20 protein-coding genes are annotated in these 18,703 nt (G+C 42.8%); 4 read left to right on the forward strand and 16 right to left on the reverse strand.

Translation table 11 applies throughout. The features are described 5' to 3' along the window. Positions 1–432 precede the first annotated feature (432 nt). The 4 genes from G603_RS22990 to G603_RS0118435 form a co-directional block, all read right to left on the reverse strand. Entirely contained in the window at positions 433–648 is a 216-nt protein-coding gene (locus tag G603_RS22990; RefSeq protein ID WP_242834908.1) for a HepT-like ribonuclease domain-containing protein, read from the reverse strand. A 115-nt stretch (positions 649–763) separates the two neighbouring features. Further along, a complete protein-coding gene (locus G603_RS0118425; protein ID WP_026671098.1) occupies positions 764–1,045 on the reverse strand; it encodes a nucleotidyltransferase family protein in 282 nt (93 codons plus the stop codon). A gap of 185 nt (positions 1,046–1,230) precedes the next feature. Beyond that, entirely contained in the window at positions 1,231–2,742 is a 1,512-nt protein-coding gene (locus G603_RS0118430; RefSeq protein ID WP_026671099.1) for a hypothetical protein, read from the reverse strand. Between the two features lie 283 nt (positions 2,743–3,025). After that, the gene (locus G603_RS0118435) at positions 3,026–3,601 is read right to left on the reverse strand and encodes a rhomboid family intramembrane serine protease (protein ID WP_026671100.1); all 576 of its coding nucleotides are present in this window, start codon (positions 3,599–3,601) and stop codon (positions 3,026–3,028) included. A 113-nt stretch (positions 3,602–3,714) separates the two neighbouring features. Between G603_RS0118435 and G603_RS0118440 the strand changes: the two genes are divergently transcribed. Both G603_RS0118440 and G603_RS0118445 read left to right on the forward strand, forming a co-directional pair. After that, the gene (locus G603_RS0118440; RefSeq protein ID WP_026671101.1) at positions 3,715–4,296 is read left to right on the forward strand and encodes an SOS response-associated peptidase; all 582 of its coding nucleotides are present in this window, start codon (positions 3,715–3,717) and stop codon (positions 4,294–4,296) included. Between the two features lie 89 nt (positions 4,297–4,385). Next, positions 4,386–5,540, forward strand: a complete 1,155-nt coding sequence (locus G603_RS0118445; protein ID WP_026671102.1) for an MFS transporter — start codon at positions 4,386–4,388, stop codon at positions 5,538–5,540. Between the two features lie 59 nt (positions 5,541–5,599). Here the strand turns inward: G603_RS0118445 and G603_RS0118450 are convergent, their stop codons facing one another. After that, positions 5,600–8,176: a PEP/pyruvate-binding domain-containing protein gene (locus tag G603_RS0118450; protein WP_026671103.1), complete on the reverse strand. Its 2,577-nt coding sequence runs from the start codon at positions 8,174–8,176 to the stop codon at positions 5,600–5,602. 127 nt (positions 8,177–8,303) lie between these two features. Then, complete coding sequence (locus G603_RS23345; RefSeq protein ID WP_155832721.1) at positions 8,304–8,432, reverse strand: CAP domain-containing protein; 129 nt, start codon at positions 8,430–8,432, stop codon at positions 8,304–8,306. 277 nt (positions 8,433–8,709) lie between these two features. Between G603_RS23345 and G603_RS0118455 the strand changes: the two genes are divergently transcribed. After that, positions 8,710–9,438, forward strand: a complete 729-nt coding sequence (locus tag G603_RS0118455) for a sulfite exporter TauE/SafE family protein (protein WP_026671104.1) — start codon at positions 8,710–8,712, stop codon at positions 9,436–9,438. On the opposite strand, the gene G603_RS0118460 is transcribed toward G603_RS0118455, so the two are convergent. From G603_RS0118460 to G603_RS0118480, 6 genes are all read right to left on the reverse strand, one after another. After that, positions 9,391–10,218 carry a hypothetical protein gene (locus G603_RS0118460; protein WP_026525968.1) on the reverse strand — a complete coding sequence of 276 codons (828 nt, stop codon included), beginning with the start codon at positions 10,216–10,218 and terminating at the stop codon, positions 9,391–9,393. The two genes, G603_RS0118455 and G603_RS0118460, sit on opposite strands and share 48 nt — an antisense overlap. A 165-nt stretch (positions 10,219–10,383) precedes the next feature. Continuing rightward, the gene (gene fucO / locus G603_RS0118465; RefSeq protein ID WP_026525967.1) at positions 10,384–11,532 is read right to left on the reverse strand and encodes a lactaldehyde reductase; all 1,149 of its coding nucleotides are present in this window, start codon (positions 11,530–11,532) and stop codon (positions 10,384–10,386) included. Between the two features lie 148 nt (positions 11,533–11,680). After that, a complete protein-coding gene (locus G603_RS0118470; protein WP_035793999.1) occupies positions 11,681–12,229 on the reverse strand; it encodes a TetR/AcrR family transcriptional regulator C-terminal domain-containing protein in 549 nt (182 codons plus the stop codon). 13 nt (positions 12,230–12,242) lie between these two features. Then, the gene (locus G603_RS21120; protein WP_051208135.1) at positions 12,243–13,307 is read right to left on the reverse strand and encodes an HD-GYP domain-containing protein; all 1,065 of its coding nucleotides are present in this window, start codon (positions 13,305–13,307) and stop codon (positions 12,243–12,245) included. 13 nt (positions 13,308–13,320) lie between these two features. Beyond that, complete coding sequence (locus G603_RS23275; protein ID WP_081669989.1) at positions 13,321–13,470, reverse strand: Ig-like domain-containing protein; 150 nt, start codon at positions 13,468–13,470, stop codon at positions 13,321–13,323. A 412-nt stretch (positions 13,471–13,882) separates the two neighbouring features. Next, positions 13,883–14,968, reverse strand: a complete 1,086-nt coding sequence (locus G603_RS0118480; protein ID WP_026671106.1) for a GGDEF domain-containing protein — start codon at positions 14,966–14,968, stop codon at positions 13,883–13,885. Positions 14,969–15,177: 209 nt separating this feature from the next. Between G603_RS0118480 and G603_RS0118485 the strand changes: the two genes are divergently transcribed. Further along, the gene (locus G603_RS0118485; protein WP_026525127.1) at positions 15,178–15,414 is read left to right on the forward strand and encodes a hypothetical protein; all 237 of its coding nucleotides are present in this window, start codon (positions 15,178–15,180) and stop codon (positions 15,412–15,414) included. Positions 15,415–15,498: 84 nt separating this feature from the next. On the opposite strand, the gene G603_RS0118490 is transcribed toward G603_RS0118485, so the two are convergent. The 4 genes from G603_RS0118490 to G603_RS21125 form a co-directional block, all read right to left on the reverse strand. Then, complete coding sequence (locus G603_RS0118490; RefSeq protein ID WP_242834909.1) at positions 15,499–15,903, reverse strand: DUF3237 family protein; 405 nt, start codon at positions 15,901–15,903, stop codon at positions 15,499–15,501. Beyond that, a complete protein-coding gene (locus tag G603_RS0118495; protein WP_026671108.1) occupies positions 15,900–16,706 on the reverse strand; it encodes an alpha/beta hydrolase in 807 nt (268 codons plus the stop codon). Before G603_RS0118495 ends, G603_RS0118490 begins: the two co-directional genes overlap by 4 nt. A 61-nt stretch (positions 16,707–16,767) precedes the next feature. Beyond that, positions 16,768–17,637: a Nif3-like dinuclear metal center hexameric protein gene (locus tag G603_RS0118500; RefSeq protein WP_026671109.1), complete on the reverse strand. Its 870-nt coding sequence runs from the start codon at positions 17,635–17,637 to the stop codon at positions 16,768–16,770. A gap of 12 nt (positions 17,638–17,649) precedes the next feature. Next, positions 17,650–18,699, reverse strand: coding sequence for an alpha/beta hydrolase (locus tag G603_RS21125; protein ID WP_051197991.1), 1,050 nt, complete (start codon positions 18,697–18,699; stop codon positions 17,650–17,652). Between the last annotated feature and the right edge of the window lie 4 nt (positions 18,700–18,703).

The following is an 18,703-nucleotide window of genomic DNA, read 5'->3' on the forward strand; positions in this document are numbered from 1 at the left end:
GCACACTGATTAAGGCGGAAAACTGGCGGTTCCAGTGCGTGAAGGATTCGAATAGGCTGGCAGGAAAGGTTTGAAAGGCTATTCGCACACTGATTCAGGGGGAAATCTGGCTATTCCAGTGCGTATATGGGGCGGTATGGCTTTCTGGGAAGGCTTTATAGACTTCTCGCGCACTGATTCAGAGGGAAATCTGGCTATTCCAGTGCATATGTGGAGCGGATTGGCTTTCTGGGAAGGCTTGAAAGATCATCCACGCACTGATTCGAAAGAAATCTGGCAGTTTCAGTGTGACTAAGAGGCGTCATATTAATATATTCTGAAAAAACCTCACGAATATCGATTACCCATATTGATTCCCTAATAATATCCCTGAAACATAGAGAAACTCCCCGGATTGTTCTGGGGAGCCTAAATTCTATCGATATAATCCTTTTATGATTTTTCATTTAGGATCATCTCAAGCTGATTTCTAAAATCCGGGATGTCCTTTACAGCAGTATTATAAACATCTTCCATTCTTAAGGTTTGATATTTATGTGCTGTCAAATCTCTCATTCCAGCGATAGCTTTCCAAGGTATGTCTTTATGTTCATTTCTCGCCTCATCCGTGACATTTTTGACAAGCTCTCCGATGTTTATGAGTGTCATACCAACAGCACGTTTTTATTTTTCATCATTAAGAAAATCTTCTTCTGATAAATTACCAATCATGTCATGGCAAATATCAGCTTCGCTTATAATTTTCTCAAAAATAATCTTGTCTCTATGCTGCATAAAGCTCTATTGTATCTCCTATCTCAATCATATCAGTATCTCTTATCGGACCATGGATAACATCCACGGAAATTCCCAATAAATCTTCAAGTTCATATTTTAATGAAGCCAGCTGAATAAGCGATATTGCTCCACCAAACTCCATGATAAAATCAGCATCGCTCTTATCCGTATTGGTTCCGTTTGCTCTTGAGCCAAATAATACTATATGAGTTATATTGTACTTATCAACAAGTGACAAAACTTTTCTTTTTATCATTTCATTTGTCATAGCTCTTCCTCATCAAACAGCCACAAACTATTTCTTAATATATTATATCATATTATAGAAGTACCTGAACTACTCCCGGGCATAGAGAAACTCCCCGGATTGCTCCGGGGAGTCGTAATTCAATTGATGTAAGCCTAACGCTTAATCTCTGGGACAAACATTTATGATGTTTGATTATCCCTCAATTACTTGCTTACAGGATGTGTAATTGTGTACTCACTTACACCATAGCACTTCAAAAGCTTATCATAATATGTGATTCTTAAAGCTGTAGGTGCCTCGAAATTTCTAGTCTTAGAAACATTAGACGCTGTAATCTTCTCTTCTTTTCTATTTTCACGATACTTGGATGTGTAGCTCGTGGATGAATTATAACTAGTACCTACATTACTAAGTTTAAGAGTTTTTCCAGACTTAATCTTTTTATACTTGTATGTTACTTTAGATTCATACACACCATTAATGATATCATCAAAATCTCCGTCACCATTAAGGTCAACCTTATGGGTTGTTGTTTTTCCAGAACTACTATATGCTGAATAATTCTCAGAATACTTCTCTCTATAATACGGATCATAATCATCCAGTCCCTTAGAGGTATTCTCCGTATACAGTTTTCCTACTTCAATCTTCTTAATAACATAATTTGCGTTAGCCTTAGCTACCAGTTTGCCCTTTGACTTTGTTGTTCTGAAGGTATTAAATTCTTCAGCATAAAATCCGCTCTTATTATTTTTGTCCGGAAGTAAGGACTGTCCTGCAAAAGTAAGAGTCTTAAATACATCGACGTCATCTACTACATAAACAGTAACCTTCACCTTAGAAACATTACCATTCTTGTTAACAATGTTAAATGTGAGTTTAAACTTACCGGACTTCTTCGCATCAATCTTGATATAACGAGTAGCAGATGAAGCTGTCATTTCAGCATTCTTAGCTGCTTCTTTAGCCTTATTATAATCATCATATTCACCTACAATTACCTTTGCACCAACAGTGGTGTAATAGTATACAGTATATTTGCCTGTAGAAGGATCTGGATCACTAATCTTTACGTTGTCGCCATTAGTAGTAGATTCAGAACTCATCTTCTTGTAAAGACTAACCTTCGCAATAGACTTTTTAGAAGATTTAATCTTGTCAATCTTTGTATCACCACCTGACAAAGGCACTGCAACGTATGTAACTTCTCCCTTCTTTACTCGTATTGAAGACTGGAAGGCTCTTGCCTTTGCTTCATCTGTCGTGTAATTGGCATTAAGCTCTACCTTAAATAGACCGCTTTTTTTAGTTTGTGTATTAGTGAAAATGCAGCCCTGACCATAAAATTTTTCTACATCCTTGCCATCTTTAGTCACTGTAGTTGAATAATAGTCAAAACTATCATTCGTGTAATATGTCTTATCTAAATACACAGGCTTAACACCTTTAGAAAAATCAGGTTTCGTCTCAGTTATAAAACCTTTTTCCAAAGCAACCTTTGCAAATGCTTTTTCAGCCTCTTCGTATGAATCTCCATAAGCTTCAATTTCAGAATAATTCTTGTCAAAAACATCATCGTCGTCTACGAAAGTGTTAACTTTCTGCAACCAATCTTCATTCTCATTCTTCGCAGCCTGAACCTGAACGGGTGTTAAAAATGTTACGGAAAGTGCAAGTGCGAGCGCAGCTGCACCAAATCTAGAGAGTTTCCTCATATGAATTACCTCCACTCATAATTTTTTTACGGTTTTGCAACCGAATCTCGTGACAATTTCGATTCTAACATCTCCCAAATATATGTCAATCCCAGTTTTGGTGCGGCTTCGAAGCACTTTATAAACTTTATAATTTGTTTATAATTTCGTTTATTATTTTTGCTGATAAAATCAAAGCTTAACCGATTATTGCCACATTTTTATACAATTTATGATTGGAGTAAATTTTATATTTTTTATATTTTTATTACATGCATTTTTCTCATGGAGTTCCGGACAATTTTCATCCAAAACCATACACGTTAACAAGGACTAAACCGCAGATAATTCCTGTAACTAGGCCTGCAAAATGACCGATGGAATCTATCTTTTTGGAGGTGGTCATAAGAGCCAGGATTATGAAGGTGGATGCCATGGAACGTATGGCAGAAAAGCCCATTACGGAATAGGCGATAACCACGTAGATTCCAATAAGCCCGCAGATTACTCCCGAAGCACCGATGCAAAGAGTGAAGGGCGAGGTCTTTTTATGGATTCTGGCTGAAACAAGGCCGCCTACGACCATTATCACGGCATAGCAGATGGCGTAAATCTCAGATTTTAACGCACGCTCCATTACTCTTCCGATGTTGTACAGGGAATACATGTTGCAGGCCAGATGAAGAAATTCCTGCTGCGTGAAGGCCGCTGTGATTATGCGATAGTACTGCTTTTCCTGAAGGCTTGTCATGTATGATGAGCCAAGGGCAGGCACACTAAGAACCTTTAGATTAATTAAGATGAAAATGATTATGTTTACAGCCATTATCCCGTATGTCACAGGATAAGCGCCAAAATCTAACTGATCAATATACTGCATGTCTATACACCCTCCACATTCATCTAATAATAACATTTTGTGGGATGTTTGTTCATATTTTGCCTGTAACTGTGATAAGATGGAATAACTGAGTTCATTGAAAGGAAACTATTATGTGCGGACGTTATCATATAGATCCTGAGCTGGCGGTTGAAGTTCAGGAAATAATCGGCAAAAACATGAAAAAACTGCGCTTTAATGAAAAGGACATCTTCCCCGGTTCCAAGGGACTAATTCTCATGCTAGGAAACGAAGCCATCGTTCCAAAGGAAATTATGTGGGGTTTTCCCGGAAAAGATAAGAACAAGCTCATCATCAATGCCAGATCTGAATCTGCCCTGCAAAAGCCCATGTTTTCTGAAAGTCTGGAACGCAGAAGGTGTATAATACCTGCCCGAAGCTTCTATGAGTGGGACAGGGAGAAAAACAAGGTGACCTTCAGCAGAAACGATGCCTCAGCTATCTACCTAGCGGGAATCTACAACAGGTTTAATGATGAAGACAGATTCACAATTCTGACAACTGCTGCAAATGAGTCAGTTCTGGATACCCACGACAGAATGCCCGTGGTTATAGAAAAAGAAGCGATTTCAGACTGGCTTTTTTCATACGAAAGAGCACCTGAACTTATGCGACAGACTATGCCCATGTTTTCAGCGAAAAAGGACTACGAGCAGCTGAGCTTAGACCTTTGATCACACTAGCTGACTCTGTGCCCGGAAGGATCCAGTGAAGATCCCAAAAACTCACAATTTTTTAAACTAAAAACCAGAATGGAGGCCTTATGGCAGGATTACTTATTTTCATCATATATCTTTCTTTTATCTCACTTGGATTACCGGACTCGCTCCTTGGCAGTACCTGGCCCAGCATGTACACGGACCTTGGCTCCACTATTACCGGGGCGGGAACCCTTGCCATGCTTATAAGCGGATGTACCATCATATCAAGTCTCATGGCAGATAAGGTGATCCACAAATTCGGAACAGCGAAGGTTACGGCGTTTTCTGTTGCTATGACAGCGGCTGCTTTGTTTGGCTTTAGCACCTGTACAAGCTATCTTCAGATGGCGCTTTGGTGCATTCCCTACGGTCTTGGCGCAGGTGCCGTGGATTCAGCCCTTAACAACTACGTGGCTCTTCACTACAGCTCAAGGCACATGTCCTGGCTTCACTGCATGTGGGGCGTTGGCGCATCAATCGGTCCCTGGATCATGTCTCTTTGCCTGACAAACGGTCTTAGATGGCCCAGCGGATACCGTACCATCTGCCTGCTTCAGGTGATCCTGACTGTTATTCTGGTATTTTCAGTGCCTTTATGGAAAACGGAATCTGATGCAGAAAGTGATGAAAAAAGCAGAAATGTTCTGAGCCTTAGACAGGCTATATCCCTGCCCGGCGCAAAAACAATACTTATAGCCTTTTTCTGCTATTGCTCTCTTGAAATGGCAACAGGTCTCTGGGCTCCCAGCTGGCTTGTTACGGAAAAAGGAATAAGCGCCACCGACGCAGCAGGTCTTGGCGCTCTGTTTTATCTTGGAATCACTGTGGGAAGAGCCATAAGCGGCTTTATCTCCAATAAGTTTGGCGATCAGAACATGATAAGGCTTGGTGAGTTCATCATCGTGGTTGGCGTTGCCATCCTGATGTTTTCAGGGAATCTTACAGCCTCAAAATGTGCTCTTGTGATGATAGGACTTGGCTGTGCTCCGGTTTATCCCAGCATCATCCACTCTACACCTGCGAGATTCGGTAAAGAAAATTCCCAGTCTCTTGTAGGTATTCAGATGGCTTCAGCTTATGTGGGATCCACCTTTGCACCTAGGATTTTTGGACTTATAAGTGATTACATCGGAATGTTCATGTATCCCTTCTATCTTTGCTTTTTCGTGGTTCTGATGATCCTCATGACAGAGAGAGGAAGCAAACATATCGGCTGATATTTATTACCGAAGCAGGCACAAAATCGCCCTTTAACGCCGTTTTCGCGGCTAATTCATTATCGCAGGGTACAAAGTGTCCGCTCTGTTTTCATGTCGTGATAAATATAAAAATCCGCAGCTGAGACATCATAAGCCGCAATGATATCCTTCAGTGAGTTGTATTCTGAAGTTTCATCGGCAAACCTGTTCTCAAAAGCACTAAGAAGATCCCGGTTAAATACCCGGGTCTTTTCATTTTCAAAAATGGCATTGTAGAGAATGCCTGATTCCACCAGGTCCTGGAAAAAGTGACTTCCGTAAGACAACTCCGGATTGTAGCCAACCTTGGAATCCGCTATCTCGCACACGGCGTCGAATTCACTGATATCTGAAAAGGTAGTGGGCACGCCAAGTTCGGGAGATGTGGTTCCGACTCTTCCCGGCACCATAAGGAGCATATGCTTATCCTGCCCTCTCATAAGCCAGTTGACTCTGCCGATGGCCCTTGCCACCTGGTTTTTGTCCTGATAGGGCATGCTGTAGTATTTTACAGGGTCCACGTAGACGATATAATCAAGCTTCTCAGCCCTCGACAGGCCCATGGCGGATTTATTACAGTCAAAGAGTATCTTTTCCTCTGCTACGTCCTCCGGAATCTGCATTTCTTCTGTATCCTGATACACCTGAAGAGGTCTGCACTGCAAAATGTTTATCACGTAGTCACCATTTTCCGAGAAATTGATGGTGAACTCTATATCCACAGGATGCTGATATTCCGTCTGCAGTGCCTGCAAAATCTCCTTCATCTGAGCCATCAGCTCTTCTTTTCGCACTATTCCCCTACAGGAAATGAATTCAATATCCCTGTCCTCGCCTCTGTCTCTGAACATCCGCTCAGTATCGGTATCGTGCTCTAGCAGCAGTCTTTTTAGAAAAAACGGCATGTACTGCTTCACATCATCCAGTGTTACCCTCTCAAGCTGCCTTGTGGCGCGGTTCATAAGCTCAAGCTTTCTCTGGGAATATTGGTGTCTCTCGATGGAATTCCGTGCCGTAGTCGCTGTGGGATTATCCATGCTGACAAGCCTGGGATATGACCCTTCAGTCCTGTCTACAGCAGAGGTTCCAAGGCCCATTACAAGCCTAAGCATACCCGCCGCCTGATCGATGGATTCCATGAATTTGTAGGGGCTGTAGGAATATCCAACGCCAGCTGCGCAGGGCATATAAAACTCGCCGTAATAGGAGCCGGACACTCTCTGCACCAAAAGAGCCATCTGCTCATCTCTCTCCTGAAGTCCTCTCCTGCTGCGGTAATCAAGGGCAGATTTACTCATGGTGCTGGCATAAACAGTGCGGATTGCGTTTTCAAGCTCCTCAACTCTCTGCTCCATGGTGCCTGTGTTGGAGCAGAAAACGGACTCATATTTTCCTGCAAAAGCATTGCCAAAGCCGTCCTCAAGGATGGAGCTGGACCTGACAATTATGGGGTCCTGACAGTAGTATTCAAGGAGCTTTTGGAACTCTTCTTCCATTCCCCTGGAGAACTTGCCCCGCTGAAGCTGCTCGGCAAACTCCTCAGCCACAGAGAAAAACTCCTCCTTTGTCCGCTGCCTGATTCGCAAATCACAAAACTGGTTATCAACGATAAATGTATAGAAAACATCAGAGCCGATATAAAAGGAATCGTGAGGCTCCAAAAACTTAAATATTTCAGGTCTTCTGTGCTCTATGATCTTACGGGCCAGCAGCATACCGCAGGCTTTTCCGCCGATCATGCCGGTCCCGATCATCCTGTCCTTCACATCAAGGTAATCGTCCGGGGTAAAAAGCTCCTTTATCATCTCACGAAGCCGTGAATCCCTTGTCATCATGATGTTACACATGCGGCTGCAGTTCTCTGTTACATCCTGCCCTGCCTGGTGCATCATTTTGGTAAGGGCGAAAAACCTGTCCCAGCTGTCCATGTTTTCAGAATCCGTAAGGGATCCGCTTTTTCCAAGAACCTGATAAAAATGGCTTGCCATAACACCGTCAAGAATAGGCTTAAAATCGCCGTTTTCAGGGTTGTAGAGCTGCGGCAGGAACATGGTTTCGGAATATCTGTTCCAGACCTTATCGGGTCTTACGTATACGTTTTTATCATCGGAATAAACATCAAGAAAAAGCTGAGTGGTGTCCCTTATTTTCGCAATTGCCTGAAAAGAATGTTTACCACGGATCAGCGGGAAAAAGGCAACGGTATCAAGAATGAAAAGATAGGGGCAGGTCACACGGAAAAAATTTCCCATCATCAGGTCTGTGGCCCAGGCAGTCTGAAGCTCTGATAGGCAGTCAAAGACATAGAAAGCTTCCCTGCCCTCTCTGCTGATGATCTCATGTATCTCCACGGTGAAGTTCTCGAATCTGTGATTTAACTCCACGTTGACGATCTTTAGCCCCTCCTGAGGCTCAAGGAACGGCTCATGGGCAGCGAATCTGATGTAGATAAGGTTTCTTTTATCTGCGATAGCCTGCTTTACATAGGGCTTTACGAAAAGCCTGAATTCATCCAGGTTATCAACACGCCAAACCACGTTGTCCCCAAGGCGGATATTGTCAAAAACCTGATCCATCTGAGGTATTCCCGAACAAACTCTGTCAAATGCAGCCATAATGCCCCTCCTTAGACTTTAGCAATCTTATAAGATAGGATTTCGCTTGCGAAATCCTCGCGCGAGCAACGAAAAAAGGCAAAGGTGCTCAGAAATTAAGCACCTTTGCCTATCTGTAATTATCATATCATAGCCCAAACTCGCAGGCAATATAAGTAATGCCGTCTATTTCGTAGTACGCCACACCGACCTTGGTAAATCGCTTCTCCAAAAGGTTCTGTCTGTGGGAAGGATTCAGATACCACCCCGCAGTAATGTTGAGATTTCCTGCCTGCTCCTCCTTAAACTACAAAAAGGTGAAAGGATCAACTCGAACTGCCCCCATAGCTCTCGTCTAATGATATTTTATTCTCTAAAAATGTGCAGATTCTAAAGGGAGTGTAAAAATAGAATTAAAAAAATATGAAACCGTTATAGCGCGTAGAACTTGACAATTTGGCGCTTTTGTATTGTAATTGAAAGCTGTTGTACAAATTAGATTTATCGGCGGACCTTATGTAATCAGGTCGCATTTTTGAAAAGGATTTATTTTGATGAACTCTCTTGGAATATGGATTATCGCCACTCTTGTGGCTTTTTTTGTTAAAGGACTGTGCGGCTTTGCCAACACTCTGGTTTTTACCTCGATTCTGGGCTTTGGAGTAAATAATGTAAATATCTCTCCTGTGGAGCTGGTTCTGGGTTTTCCCAGCAACGTGATCCTTACCTGGAGCAACAGGAAAAAGCTTAATCCCAGGATTTATGTGCCTCTTATAATACTGACTATTTTGGGCAGCATCCCCGGCGCTTTTCTTCTGAAAAACGTGGATGCTCATGTGATAAAAATCATATTCGGCGTGGTTGTCGTGCTGGTTGGTATAGAGATGCTTCTTAAGGAATATGACAAGCTTAACCTGAAGTATTCCACACTTGCCCTTTTTATCATCGGCATGACCGGGGGACTTATGTGCGGTCTCTTCGGCGTAGGCGTACTGATGGCAGTATGCGTCAGCAAGGTGACAGAGACAAGCTCAGAATTCAAGGCGAATCTGAGCATTATCTTCATAGTAGAGAATATAGTTCGAATAATAACATATGCTTTTGTTGGAATAATAACTCCGGATTCACTGAAACTGGCCTTTATTCTCATACCCTTCATGCTAATTGGAGTTTTCACAGGCATGAAGAGCGCCACACTTCTTGATGAGAAAAAGGTCAAAAAACTGGTTATTGTGTTACTGATCCTGTCCGGAATCTCTCTTATTGCTAAAAATCTGGCATAAATTATAGCCATGATACAGGATAAACACTGACAGCAACAGGAAAAGGTGTGTGTAGAACACGCCCATTATGTAGTAGTTGCGTTCAAGGAAAAACTCAAGCCAGAAGCCCAAATAGCAAAGCCCTCCTGAGAGCAACATTCCAAGCATCAAAAGCGGGAGCCTTAGGAATACATTTTTGATATTTTCAAGGAAGTCCGCAAAGGATGCATCAAAATAGACGAATCGTCCCACCATCAGTCCAAGATAATACATCATTACCGGGCTGTATTCACTCTCATCTCCTATCACGTTCATAAACATCAAAATAATGATCACATAAAACATGGAAAGCATGCGGACTGATGCGATTTCTTCCTTCGCCAGCTTTTTAAGCGGGATTATGAACTTGTCCAAAATCGAGTTAAGTACGCAGGAAAGGCAGATTAAAAGCAAAAGAACGAAGTCTTTTCCGTTTTCCCAAATGGTCATCAAAGGCTCCCACTGCATAGCCGGGGTTCCCGACTGCACCAGAGAATATACGTGGTTCAGGACCACGTAAGCGCAGGCAAAAGACATAACGGATGTGGCAGAGATGATCATCTCATAGAAAAGCTGAATAAGAGAGTGCTCTCTTTTTTCCATATATTCCAGGTCTTTGGCTTTAGGCGTACCTGCCGCGATAAGCTTATGTCCTCCGCGGATCAAAAGATCACAAAGCAGCACCGCCACAAAGGATATTGCAAAAAATATTAGCTTTTTTACCCATGTAAAATCAGGGTTCATGTAAGCATCTATTGTCATTTCATTTTCCTCCCGAAAATTGACCTGTTTTTATTAAAAGAAAAAGGTCGTATGACTCAAATCTCTTAAGCCATACGACCTCTATTATACTTATAAAATCAAGACTGTAAAACCCCAATATGTTCAGCAGGTATCCTGCTAAACATTACCTTGGAGCAGAAATCCTTATGCCATCAGCATACGGAACATCTCGATAACCTGCTCTTTTGTTGCTTCTCTCGGGTTGCCGGGATAGCATGCATCGTTAAGAGCATCTGTTGCAAGTGTATCAAGATCCTCTTCTGTGATCTTATCAAGAGTCTTCGGAATTCCAACGTCCTCAGAAAGCTTCTTAACTGCGTTAATAGCAGCATCTCTGTACTCTTCCTGTGACATGTTGTCAACGCCTTCAACACCCATAGCTCTTGCTACTTCACGAAGTCTCTCGCCTGTGTACTCACGGTTGAACTCCATGGAAATAGGAAGGAACATAGCGCATGCTACACCGTGAGGTGTGTCATAGTGAGCTGAAAGTGTATGAGCCATAGCGTGGTCGATACCAAGACCAACGTTTGAAAAGCCCATTCCTGCGATGTACTGACCAAGTGCCATGCCTTCACGACCTTCCTTGGTGTTCTCAACAGCACCGCGGAGGTTCTTGGAGATAAGTCTGATTGCCTCAAGATGGAACATATCAGTCATTTCCCAAGCTGCTCTTGTGGTGTAACCCTCAATAGCGTGTGTAAGAGCGTCCATACCTGTAGCAGCTGTAAGACCCTTAGGCATTGATGACATCATCTCAGGATCAACGATAGCTACGATAGGCATATCATGTGTGTCTACACATACGAACTTTCTCTCTTTCTCAACGTCTGTGATAACGTAGTTAATTGTAACCTCAGCAGCTGTTCCTGCGGTTGTAGGAATAGCAATGATCGGAACGCAGGGGTTCTTTGTAGGTGCAACGCCCTCAAGTGAGCGAACATCTGCGAATTCAGGGTTGGTGATTATGATACCGATTGCTTTAGAAGTATCCATTGAGGAGCCGCCACCAACTGCTACGATGCAGTCAGCACCTGACTTTTTGAAAGCCTCAACACCGTTTTTAACGTTCTCGATTGTGGGATTGGGCTTGATATCTGAATATATCTCATAAGGGATCTTTGCGCCGTCAAGAAGATCTGTAACCTTTGCTGTTACGCCGAACTTGATAAGATCGGGATCGGAAGCTACGAAAGCCTTCTTGAAACCGTTATTGTTGATCTCATTAACTACTTCCTGGATGGCACCTGCACCATGATATGATGTGCCGTTCAATGAAATTCTGTTTGCCATTTTTGTTTGTCCTCCTTTTTTTACATCCTGCGTTACACAGGCTTTTTCTACCATAAGAAAGCATAGCATTTATGGGCATTCAAAAGAAGTTACACTTAGCGGTTTGTGTAACATAAATGGCAAATATTCAGAAACTATGATGTGAAAATTAAAGGATTTGAAGCTCTGTAAAAAGCGATGCCAGCTCCGGGGGCATGGCGTCTATCATAAGGTCCGCCAGCTCTTCCTCCGGTTCCTTCATGCCTTTAAGAACCCACTGCACTGTCATGTAGATGGATGCCTGACAGTACATTTCAAGGAGCTTTCTTATCTTTTTCTCCGGGAGTTCTCCGGATTTTTCTCTGATAAGCCTGCAATAGTGCTCAAAGATCATGTAGAAGTCGTGCTCTTTGAGGTTGTTCTGTTCATCCACACGAAAAGCAGCTGTAAAAAACAGCCGCTCTTCTTTGATGTATCTGAACTTTTTAATTAGACCATCTCTAAGTGTCTCGCCGCTTCCCATTTCCTTGAAGGACTGCTCTAGAAGGCGGTCAAAGTACCAGTTTATAAGGTCGTATTTATCTATAAAATTGCGATAGAAGGTCTGCCTTGAAACGCCGCAGACGTCCACGATCTGCTTAACCGTGATATTCTCAACAGAGGTTGTTTTCATGCACTCCTTAATGGCCTCTGCCAATTTGTATTTACTATTCTGCATATATGACTGCACCTCAGCTGGTAATGATTACGGACAGATAATGGGAATCAGTAGCCAGATCAACCACTTCGTCCGTTTCTAATATTTTAATTATAGGTCGCAGCGGATAAGACCTGTTCTGCTTTATAACAATAGCATGCTCCGAGTTACTTAGCAAAATCTCCGCCCCGTTGGGATAGACGTTGATAATATCCAGAAATGCCTTGAAAATATTAAGATCGAACTTGCTACTCATAGTAAACATGATCTCAATAGCCTCTCTTGGCGTCATGGCTTTTTTATAGGAGCGTTCTGTTACAAGGGCATCGAAAACATCAGCAATAGTGATGATCTTGGCCATATCGCCGATGTCCTTATCCACAAGCTTTCTTGGATATCCGGTACCATCCTTGTTTTCATGGTGATTAAGCATACCCTGCCTGATCTCTTCCGGAATTTCCTTAGCTTCCCTCATGATCTGATAGCTGTACACCGGATGCATCTTCATGATGTTGAATTCCTGGGCGCTGAGCCTTGATGTTTTGTTTAGAATTCCACTGGGAATTTTCTCTTTTCCAAGATCATGAAGTATTCCCGCAATGGATACGCCGTGAACAAAATCAGAGTCGTAGTCCATGTTTGCAGCTATTACCGCAGAAATCGTTCCCACATCAACGGAATGCTTGTAGGTATACTCATCGCTGATCTTGAGCTTAGCCAGATTCACGCCAAGGTTCACAGAGCTGTTTACAAGTGAACACAGGTCAGAACTAAGATTCTCCACGGTATCGACGATCTCGTCCGGCTCATTGATATTTTTATAAATGTTGGTAATGCTCTCGACCGCATACCTCTTGAATTCCTCATCAAAAAGTATGGACTCGTCTGCCTCAACATCGGAATCGGAAATCTCTTCTTCATCCACAGTGGTGACGGATATGCTAATAAATCCTCGATAATTGGAAACAGACTTTTTAAGCTCCGGAGTCACCACCGTCATTCTTGGCAGCAAAAGCACATTCTGTTCCGTCAACAGGTCGCTTTCAAGTATGCAATTATCCGGAAGATCTTCAATGTGCCCAAATATGCGTTGTTTCATATAAATAATCCACTTATTTTGCTTTAACAGTTACTGTAATGCTCTTGGCAACGCCATTCTTAGCGTACATATAAATCTTACACTTGCCAACACCTTTTGCAGTAATTTTTCCTTTTTTATTAACCGTAGCGACTTTTTTATTGGAAGATGAATACCTTCTCAGGCCTCATTCTCGCTTCTCACGCAGAGGAAATCCTATTTTTTCTCAAAATATATGCGCGAACGCCCCTCTGCCTGGTTTTCTCGCGCCTCCTGCGCAGAGGAATTTCCATTTTTGGCAATTTTCTATGCGCGGCAACATCCTCTCCGGCCTCATTCTCGCTTCTCACGCAGAGGAAATCCTATTTTTTCTCAAAATATATGCGCAAATGCCCTTCTGACTGGTTCTCTCTTGACTCCTGCGCAGAGGAATTTCCATTTTTGGCGATTTTCTATGCGCGGCAACATCTTATACCGGCTTACATCCCTCTCATGGCGCTGTCATCAGCCTTTGCCGTTATCATCAACCCTTGCCGCTGCCATCAGCCTTTGCCGCTGCCATCAGCCCTCTGCGCTGCCATCAACCCTTGGCGCTGTCATCTACCCTGTTTTGAGATTTTTTTATGCTCATACATAAGCTTGTCTGCTTTTCCAACCACGTCACCCACTGCATCTCCTCTTTGGCGCTCTGCGATACCATAGGCAAAATCGATCTTGAAATCGCCGTATTTTTCGTCGCATTTTCCCTTATGCAGTACGCTGTCGATGGTGTCCTTCAGTACTGGCTTGGTGTATTTGGAAATAAGGATAAATTCATCACCGCCAATGCGATATAGCGTTCCCATTCCTTTAAATGCGTCTGCCAAAGTCCTGGCCGTCGAAAAAATATACTGATCACCCACCTGATGTCCCATGGTGTCGTTGAATTTTTTAAGGCCGTTAAGATCGATCAAAACAATTGTGTTGTAATTATCCTTGATATGGGATATGGCCCTTGCATACGCATTTCTGTTGGGTAGCTCCGTGATTACGTCAACCTTATTGAACAAAGCAGTCAGCGCCAGATACATGAGCAAATATGAAATTCCAAGGCTTAACCACAAGGTTTTCAAATCGTAATTGATCCATGATGCCAAAAATCCAATAAACATTGTCACTGCCACAAAGGTAGCCAGGAACACATCCTCATAATCAAAGAATCTGCTCCTTATCATGTCCCATAGCAAAATAACGAATGCCCCGTAGCATATAACATGCATTCCAAGCCCCCAGGGAACATAATACATATATGAATCCTTATGGTAGAAAAAGATAGGCCTGAAAATATTGACTATATCTGCAACCGACAGAAGTGCGATAAGGGCAAGTCCGAGATTATGCCTGACTGTCCTCTTCCGAAGTGTGAAAATTATGAAAAAAGGGCTTAGAGTTACCGGCACCATCAGATAAACTAAACAGGTTATGGCATTCAGGATAAAATCTGTGTGCTCCGATACCGGAAGAAAATAAATACCCACATACCAAAACATGTCCAATGCATACAAGATGGCCAGCGCAATACCCGTGGCTATTATACCTATCCTTATATCCCTACGAAGGTAAGAATTGTTAAGGGTAAGTACAGAGACATATATTACAATTGTGATGCCGATAATATCGGAAAATTCAATCCATTCAACCATATGTCATCTCTCCGGCCGGGTAAACATACTAAACCTAATTTAATTATCCAACAAATATATAAAATGCCTATTAAATCGGACTAAAGTTACACTTAAAATTGTGACCTGCAGGCTGCATTTTTAATTCTGTCTATCCGTAACAGAGCAATTGCGAAATCACCAAAATGGTGTAATATATATATTCATGAATAATTAAAGGAGATAAGAACATGCCAAATATAAATCCCATGGCAATCATGGAACTTCAGCAAAAATTCAACGTTTTCAAGCAGGAACACCCAAGAGTACTGCCCTTTTTCAACGCAGTAAAGGACAACACTCCGGAGGTGGGATCTGTTTTTGATATGAAGATCACTAACCCTGATGGCACAGAAATGCAGTGCAATATCAAGATCACAGAGAATGACATTGAGCTTTTCAGAGCTTTGATGAACATGAAGGGTTGAATGAATTTGCAAGATAAAAGCAGCAGGCACAAAGCCTGCTGCTTTTTCGCGTATTTACCAATGTTTTAGATTGAACAACGCTTGTTATCTTTGAAAAATATGGATCTTTACGCCACCCTCAATGCCTTCTACTGTGCCGAAAAGTTCAGCGGTTTCAAGAAAAGCAAGGGCCTTGCTGTCTGTGATGATCTTGGGAGTTGTTGTAATCTCGCCTTTATCATTAATTACGCCGTTGTTCTCAATAAAGATGTGGGCGGGATTGCCCTCTTTATCGGTTCCTTCAAGAATATATCTGGCAGAGAGCTGTGTTGGTGCGCCGCCAAGCTCCTTCTGTGTATCTACGCCGCCGGGAAGGATTTTCCCTTTGAAATTATCGCAATCCACAGTGCCGTCAAAAAGGATCATTCTGGCTGTATCGGTTCTTCCCTTAACTTCGTTCACTTCTGTGATTCTGACATTCACTGTAAGTACTTCTGTAGCTGACATCATTTATCTACCTCGCTAAGTACCCATTCAACGCCACTAAATATATATTTATTCCAGAATACCCAGTCATGGATTCCGGGGCCCTCTTCATACTTAAGGTTAGCGCCGTTCTCCTCGAAGAATTTTCTCATGATCTGGTTGTTCTCATAGAGGAAATCCTCTGTTCCAACTGCCATGTAAACTGCAGGTGTTTCTTTTCCGCTCTCCTTAAGGCGTGTGAAAAGCACCTCAGGATTGTTATCTGACTGCTCTACAGTTGCAAGGTCTCCGAAAACTTCATGATAGTACTCATAGTTAGCCACTTCGTTAGATTCGCCGGGCTTAATGTGAGCGATCTCGTGAATGATAAGAGCTGATGAAAGAGCCACGATTCCGCCAAAGGTCTCAGGGAATGCAAGACCTGTGTGAAGTGCACCAAAACCACCCATTGAAAGGCCACCGATGAGAGTATCCTCTCTCTTATCTGAAAGGCCAAAGAGCTTTCTTGTAAACTCAACAACTTCTTTTCCTGCAAAAGTGCAGTACTGACGGCCTGTAGCCTTGCGATCAAGATAGAAATCATTGCCTGTTGTGATCATGATAACAGCAAGATTGTATCTTGCTGAAATATCCTCAGCCACGCCGTTATACTCCCAATCACACTCATTTCCTGAATATCCGTGCAAAAGATAAAGAGTCTTCATTGGTCTCTTATAATGCGGATTGTCACCCATCATCATCTCCGGAAAATCTGTAGGAATCACGAATCTGATGTTAACCTGTCCCCCCTGTGCTGCTGAAAAAAATCTTAAACTTCCTGTTGCCATACTATACCTTCTCCTTCTATTTATTTTATATCTGCGAAAAGATTCGCAGGTATATCCCCATTTATTTAAGCTGATATTTCCACATGTCCCCGTTTGGAACATACTTTATCGGAACTTTCCCCTCTGTAATTTCTGTGAGCCAGTCTACAGCGTACCTTGCCCCCAGCTGCTCCCAGTTGTAATGGCCGATATTGAAGCATGCCATATTTTTCCCAAAAGAAATCGCATCCCTAATATATGAAAGCAGGTTCCACTCAATGATCTCACCGGGAATAATGGCGTCAATATGCTCTTTTTCTATGGCTCTGATAATCTCTGTTGAATAATCCGTGTAATAACCGTCCTTTTCACAGGAAGGTATAAATGCCTCCGGATAAATATGTCCCACGATTGCTATTCTCTTGATCTTATCATCAGGTCTTCCGATGTATCTTGTGCCGTTCATCTCGTTTTTCTCGATAAACTCTCGGTTTATCTCCTCAACGGTTTTGACCTCAGGGAACTCGATGAGATATCCGAAAGGCACCTTGTCGTGAGTCCCCACAAGATAGTCCTCCCAACCCATATATTTCAGCACACCTGTAAAAATGCTGTCTGGCGTGTGGGCATGCATGTGGTCGTGGTCCCTGTAGATAACTATACCATTATCCTCTATGAGCTTCTTCTTTTTTTCATATATTTCGCAGTCAAAATCTGCCTTCCACTCCGGATAATCCGGGGTCAGATAATATGTGGGCTCATGGATGTATAGAAAATTGTAGCCCAGCTCTATAGTTTTCCTGATAACCTCAATATTGGGCACCAGCGCTGAAACAACGCCGGTGCACTCTACGTCAGGATCTCCGCACTTCACCCCATCACATCCTGCATAATCAGGGCCCAAATCCGGATGATACTTATTCACAGCATCTATTATTTCTGTTATCTTCATAATTTCCCTTTGTTAATTGTTTTCCATGAAGCTTATCATGTCTTCCATCCAGTTTGCAGCAGATGTTCCTACGCCTGTAGCACAGCCGTGGCCACCTGTGGGATAGGATTTATGACAAGAAACTACACCGGCTTTCTGCAAAGATTCGTACATCCTTGATGCATTGCTGGGAGGCACAAGATCATCATCATCGCAGGCCCATACGAAGGTCTTTGGATAATCCTTGGTCACATGGAGCTCAATTGACATCTTATCGCGAAGGCTCTCGTCACCGCCTGTAAGATTGGTGAAGCTGTCCTCATGCTGCTCGGAAACGAAGCTTATAACGGGATAACATAAAACCACCTTATCGGGCTTCGCTGAAAAGCCTTTAAGATCACTTAACAGCTCGCTGTGATCCCTAGCCAGCTCTTCTTCCAGTGTTTTCTCTATTTCATCATAATAGGCTGCCTGTGATGCTACCAGGTGTCCGCCTGCAGAATATCCTACAACCATGAGATCATCCTGAAGGTCATACTCTGAGGCAAATTTTCTCATGCGCTTTATGGCAAGAGACAGATCAAGCTGCGGCACAGGATAGTGATTTGGAGCACAGCGATAATTCATAACAACCACCGCATAGCCGGCTTTTTCCAGTGCCCTTGCCGTATCCAGGCCTTCATTGGAAATCGCCACGTTGGAGTATGCTCCCCCGGGAACTACCAGTGCCATTTTTCTGCCTGCCTTAAAGGAATCATTGAATTTAAGAAGACCTAAATGCATTTTCTCTCCGTCTGTAACAGGGAAGAACCCTTCCGGCGTCTCCTTCGACCAAAGCTGCATAAAGGTGTAAGCATCGGAATCGATGAGCTCGTGAATCTGATTGGCGATAGCTGCAACCCCTTCGCTAAAATAGGGCACTCCCCAGGGCAGCATCACCTTCTCTTTTACCTCTTCCAGAGTAGCATCCCGCAAATCCTCCGGAACCAGCTCAATGAATTCCATTGGCATCATATATTCAAAATGAGCCTTTACTACTTCATCCTTGAAGATTTCATTTATAGAATTTTTTATAGTGTACATTTGC

Origin of the sequence: Butyrivibrio sp. AE3006 (genome assembly GCF_000424165.1) — a bacterium.
Classification (GTDB): domain Bacteria; phylum Bacillota; class Clostridia; order Lachnospirales; family Lachnospiraceae; genus Butyrivibrio.

Excerpts from the sequence above, each read along its gene's own strand:
- G603_RS0118455 (WP_026671104.1), top strand. The coding sequence starts at position 8,710 with ATGAACTCTCTTGGAATATGGATTATCGCCACTCTTGTGGCTTTTTTT.
- G603_RS0118440 (WP_026671101.1), top strand. The coding sequence starts at position 3,715 with ATGTGCGGACGTTATCATATAGATCCTGAGCTGGCGGTTGAAGTTCAG.
- G603_RS0118495 (WP_026671108.1), bottom strand. The coding sequence starts at position 16,706 with ATGGCAACAGGAAGTTTAAGATTTTTTTCAGCAGCACAGGGGGGACAG.
- G603_RS21125 (WP_051197991.1), bottom strand. The coding sequence starts at position 18,699 with ATGTACACTATAAAAAATTCTATAAATGAAATCTTCAAGGATGAAGTA.
- G603_RS0118470 (WP_035793999.1), bottom strand. The coding sequence starts at position 12,229 with ATGCAGAATAGTAAATACAAATTGGCAGAGGCCATTAAGGAGTGCATG.
- G603_RS21120 (WP_051208135.1), bottom strand. The coding sequence starts at position 13,307 with ATGAAACAACGCATATTTGGGCACATTGAAGATCTTCCGGATAATTGC.
- G603_RS22990 (WP_242834908.1), bottom strand. The coding sequence starts at position 648 with ATGACACTCATAAACATCGGAGAGCTTGTCAAAAATGTCACGGATGAG.
- G603_RS0118500 (WP_026671109.1), bottom strand. The coding sequence starts at position 17,637 with ATGAAGATAACAGAAATAATAGATGCTGTGAATAAGTATCATCCGGAT.
- G603_RS0118425 (WP_026671098.1), bottom strand. The coding sequence starts at position 1,045 with ATGACAAATGAAATGATAAAAAGAAAAGTTTTGTCACTTGTTGATAAG.
- G603_RS0118450 (WP_026671103.1), bottom strand. The coding sequence starts at position 8,176 with ATGGCTGCATTTGACAGAGTTTGTTCGGGAATACCTCAGATGGATCAG.
- G603_RS0118445 (WP_026671102.1), top strand. The coding sequence starts at position 4,386 with ATGGCAGGATTACTTATTTTCATCATATATCTTTCTTTTATCTCACTT.
- G603_RS0118480 (WP_026671106.1), bottom strand. The coding sequence starts at position 14,968 with ATGGTTGAATGGATTGAATTTTCCGATATTATCGGCATCACAATTGTA.
- G603_RS0118490 (WP_242834909.1), bottom strand. The coding sequence starts at position 15,903 with ATGATGTCAGCTACAGAAGTACTTACAGTGAATGTCAGAATCACAGAA.
- fucO (WP_026525967.1), bottom strand. The coding sequence starts at position 11,532 with ATGGCAAACAGAATTTCATTGAACGGCACATCATATCATGGTGCAGGT.
- G603_RS0118435 (WP_026671100.1), bottom strand. The coding sequence starts at position 3,601 with ATGCAGTATATTGATCAGTTAGATTTTGGCGCTTATCCTGTGACATAC.
- G603_RS0118460 (WP_026525968.1), bottom strand. The coding sequence starts at position 10,218 with ATGACAATAGATGCTTACATGAACCCTGATTTTACATGGGTAAAAAAG.
- G603_RS0118430 (WP_026671099.1), bottom strand. The coding sequence starts at position 2,742 with ATGAGGAAACTCTCTAGATTTGGTGCAGCTGCGCTCGCACTTGCACTT.
- G603_RS0118485 (WP_026525127.1), top strand. The coding sequence starts at position 15,178 with ATGCCAAATATAAATCCCATGGCAATCATGGAACTTCAGCAAAAATTC.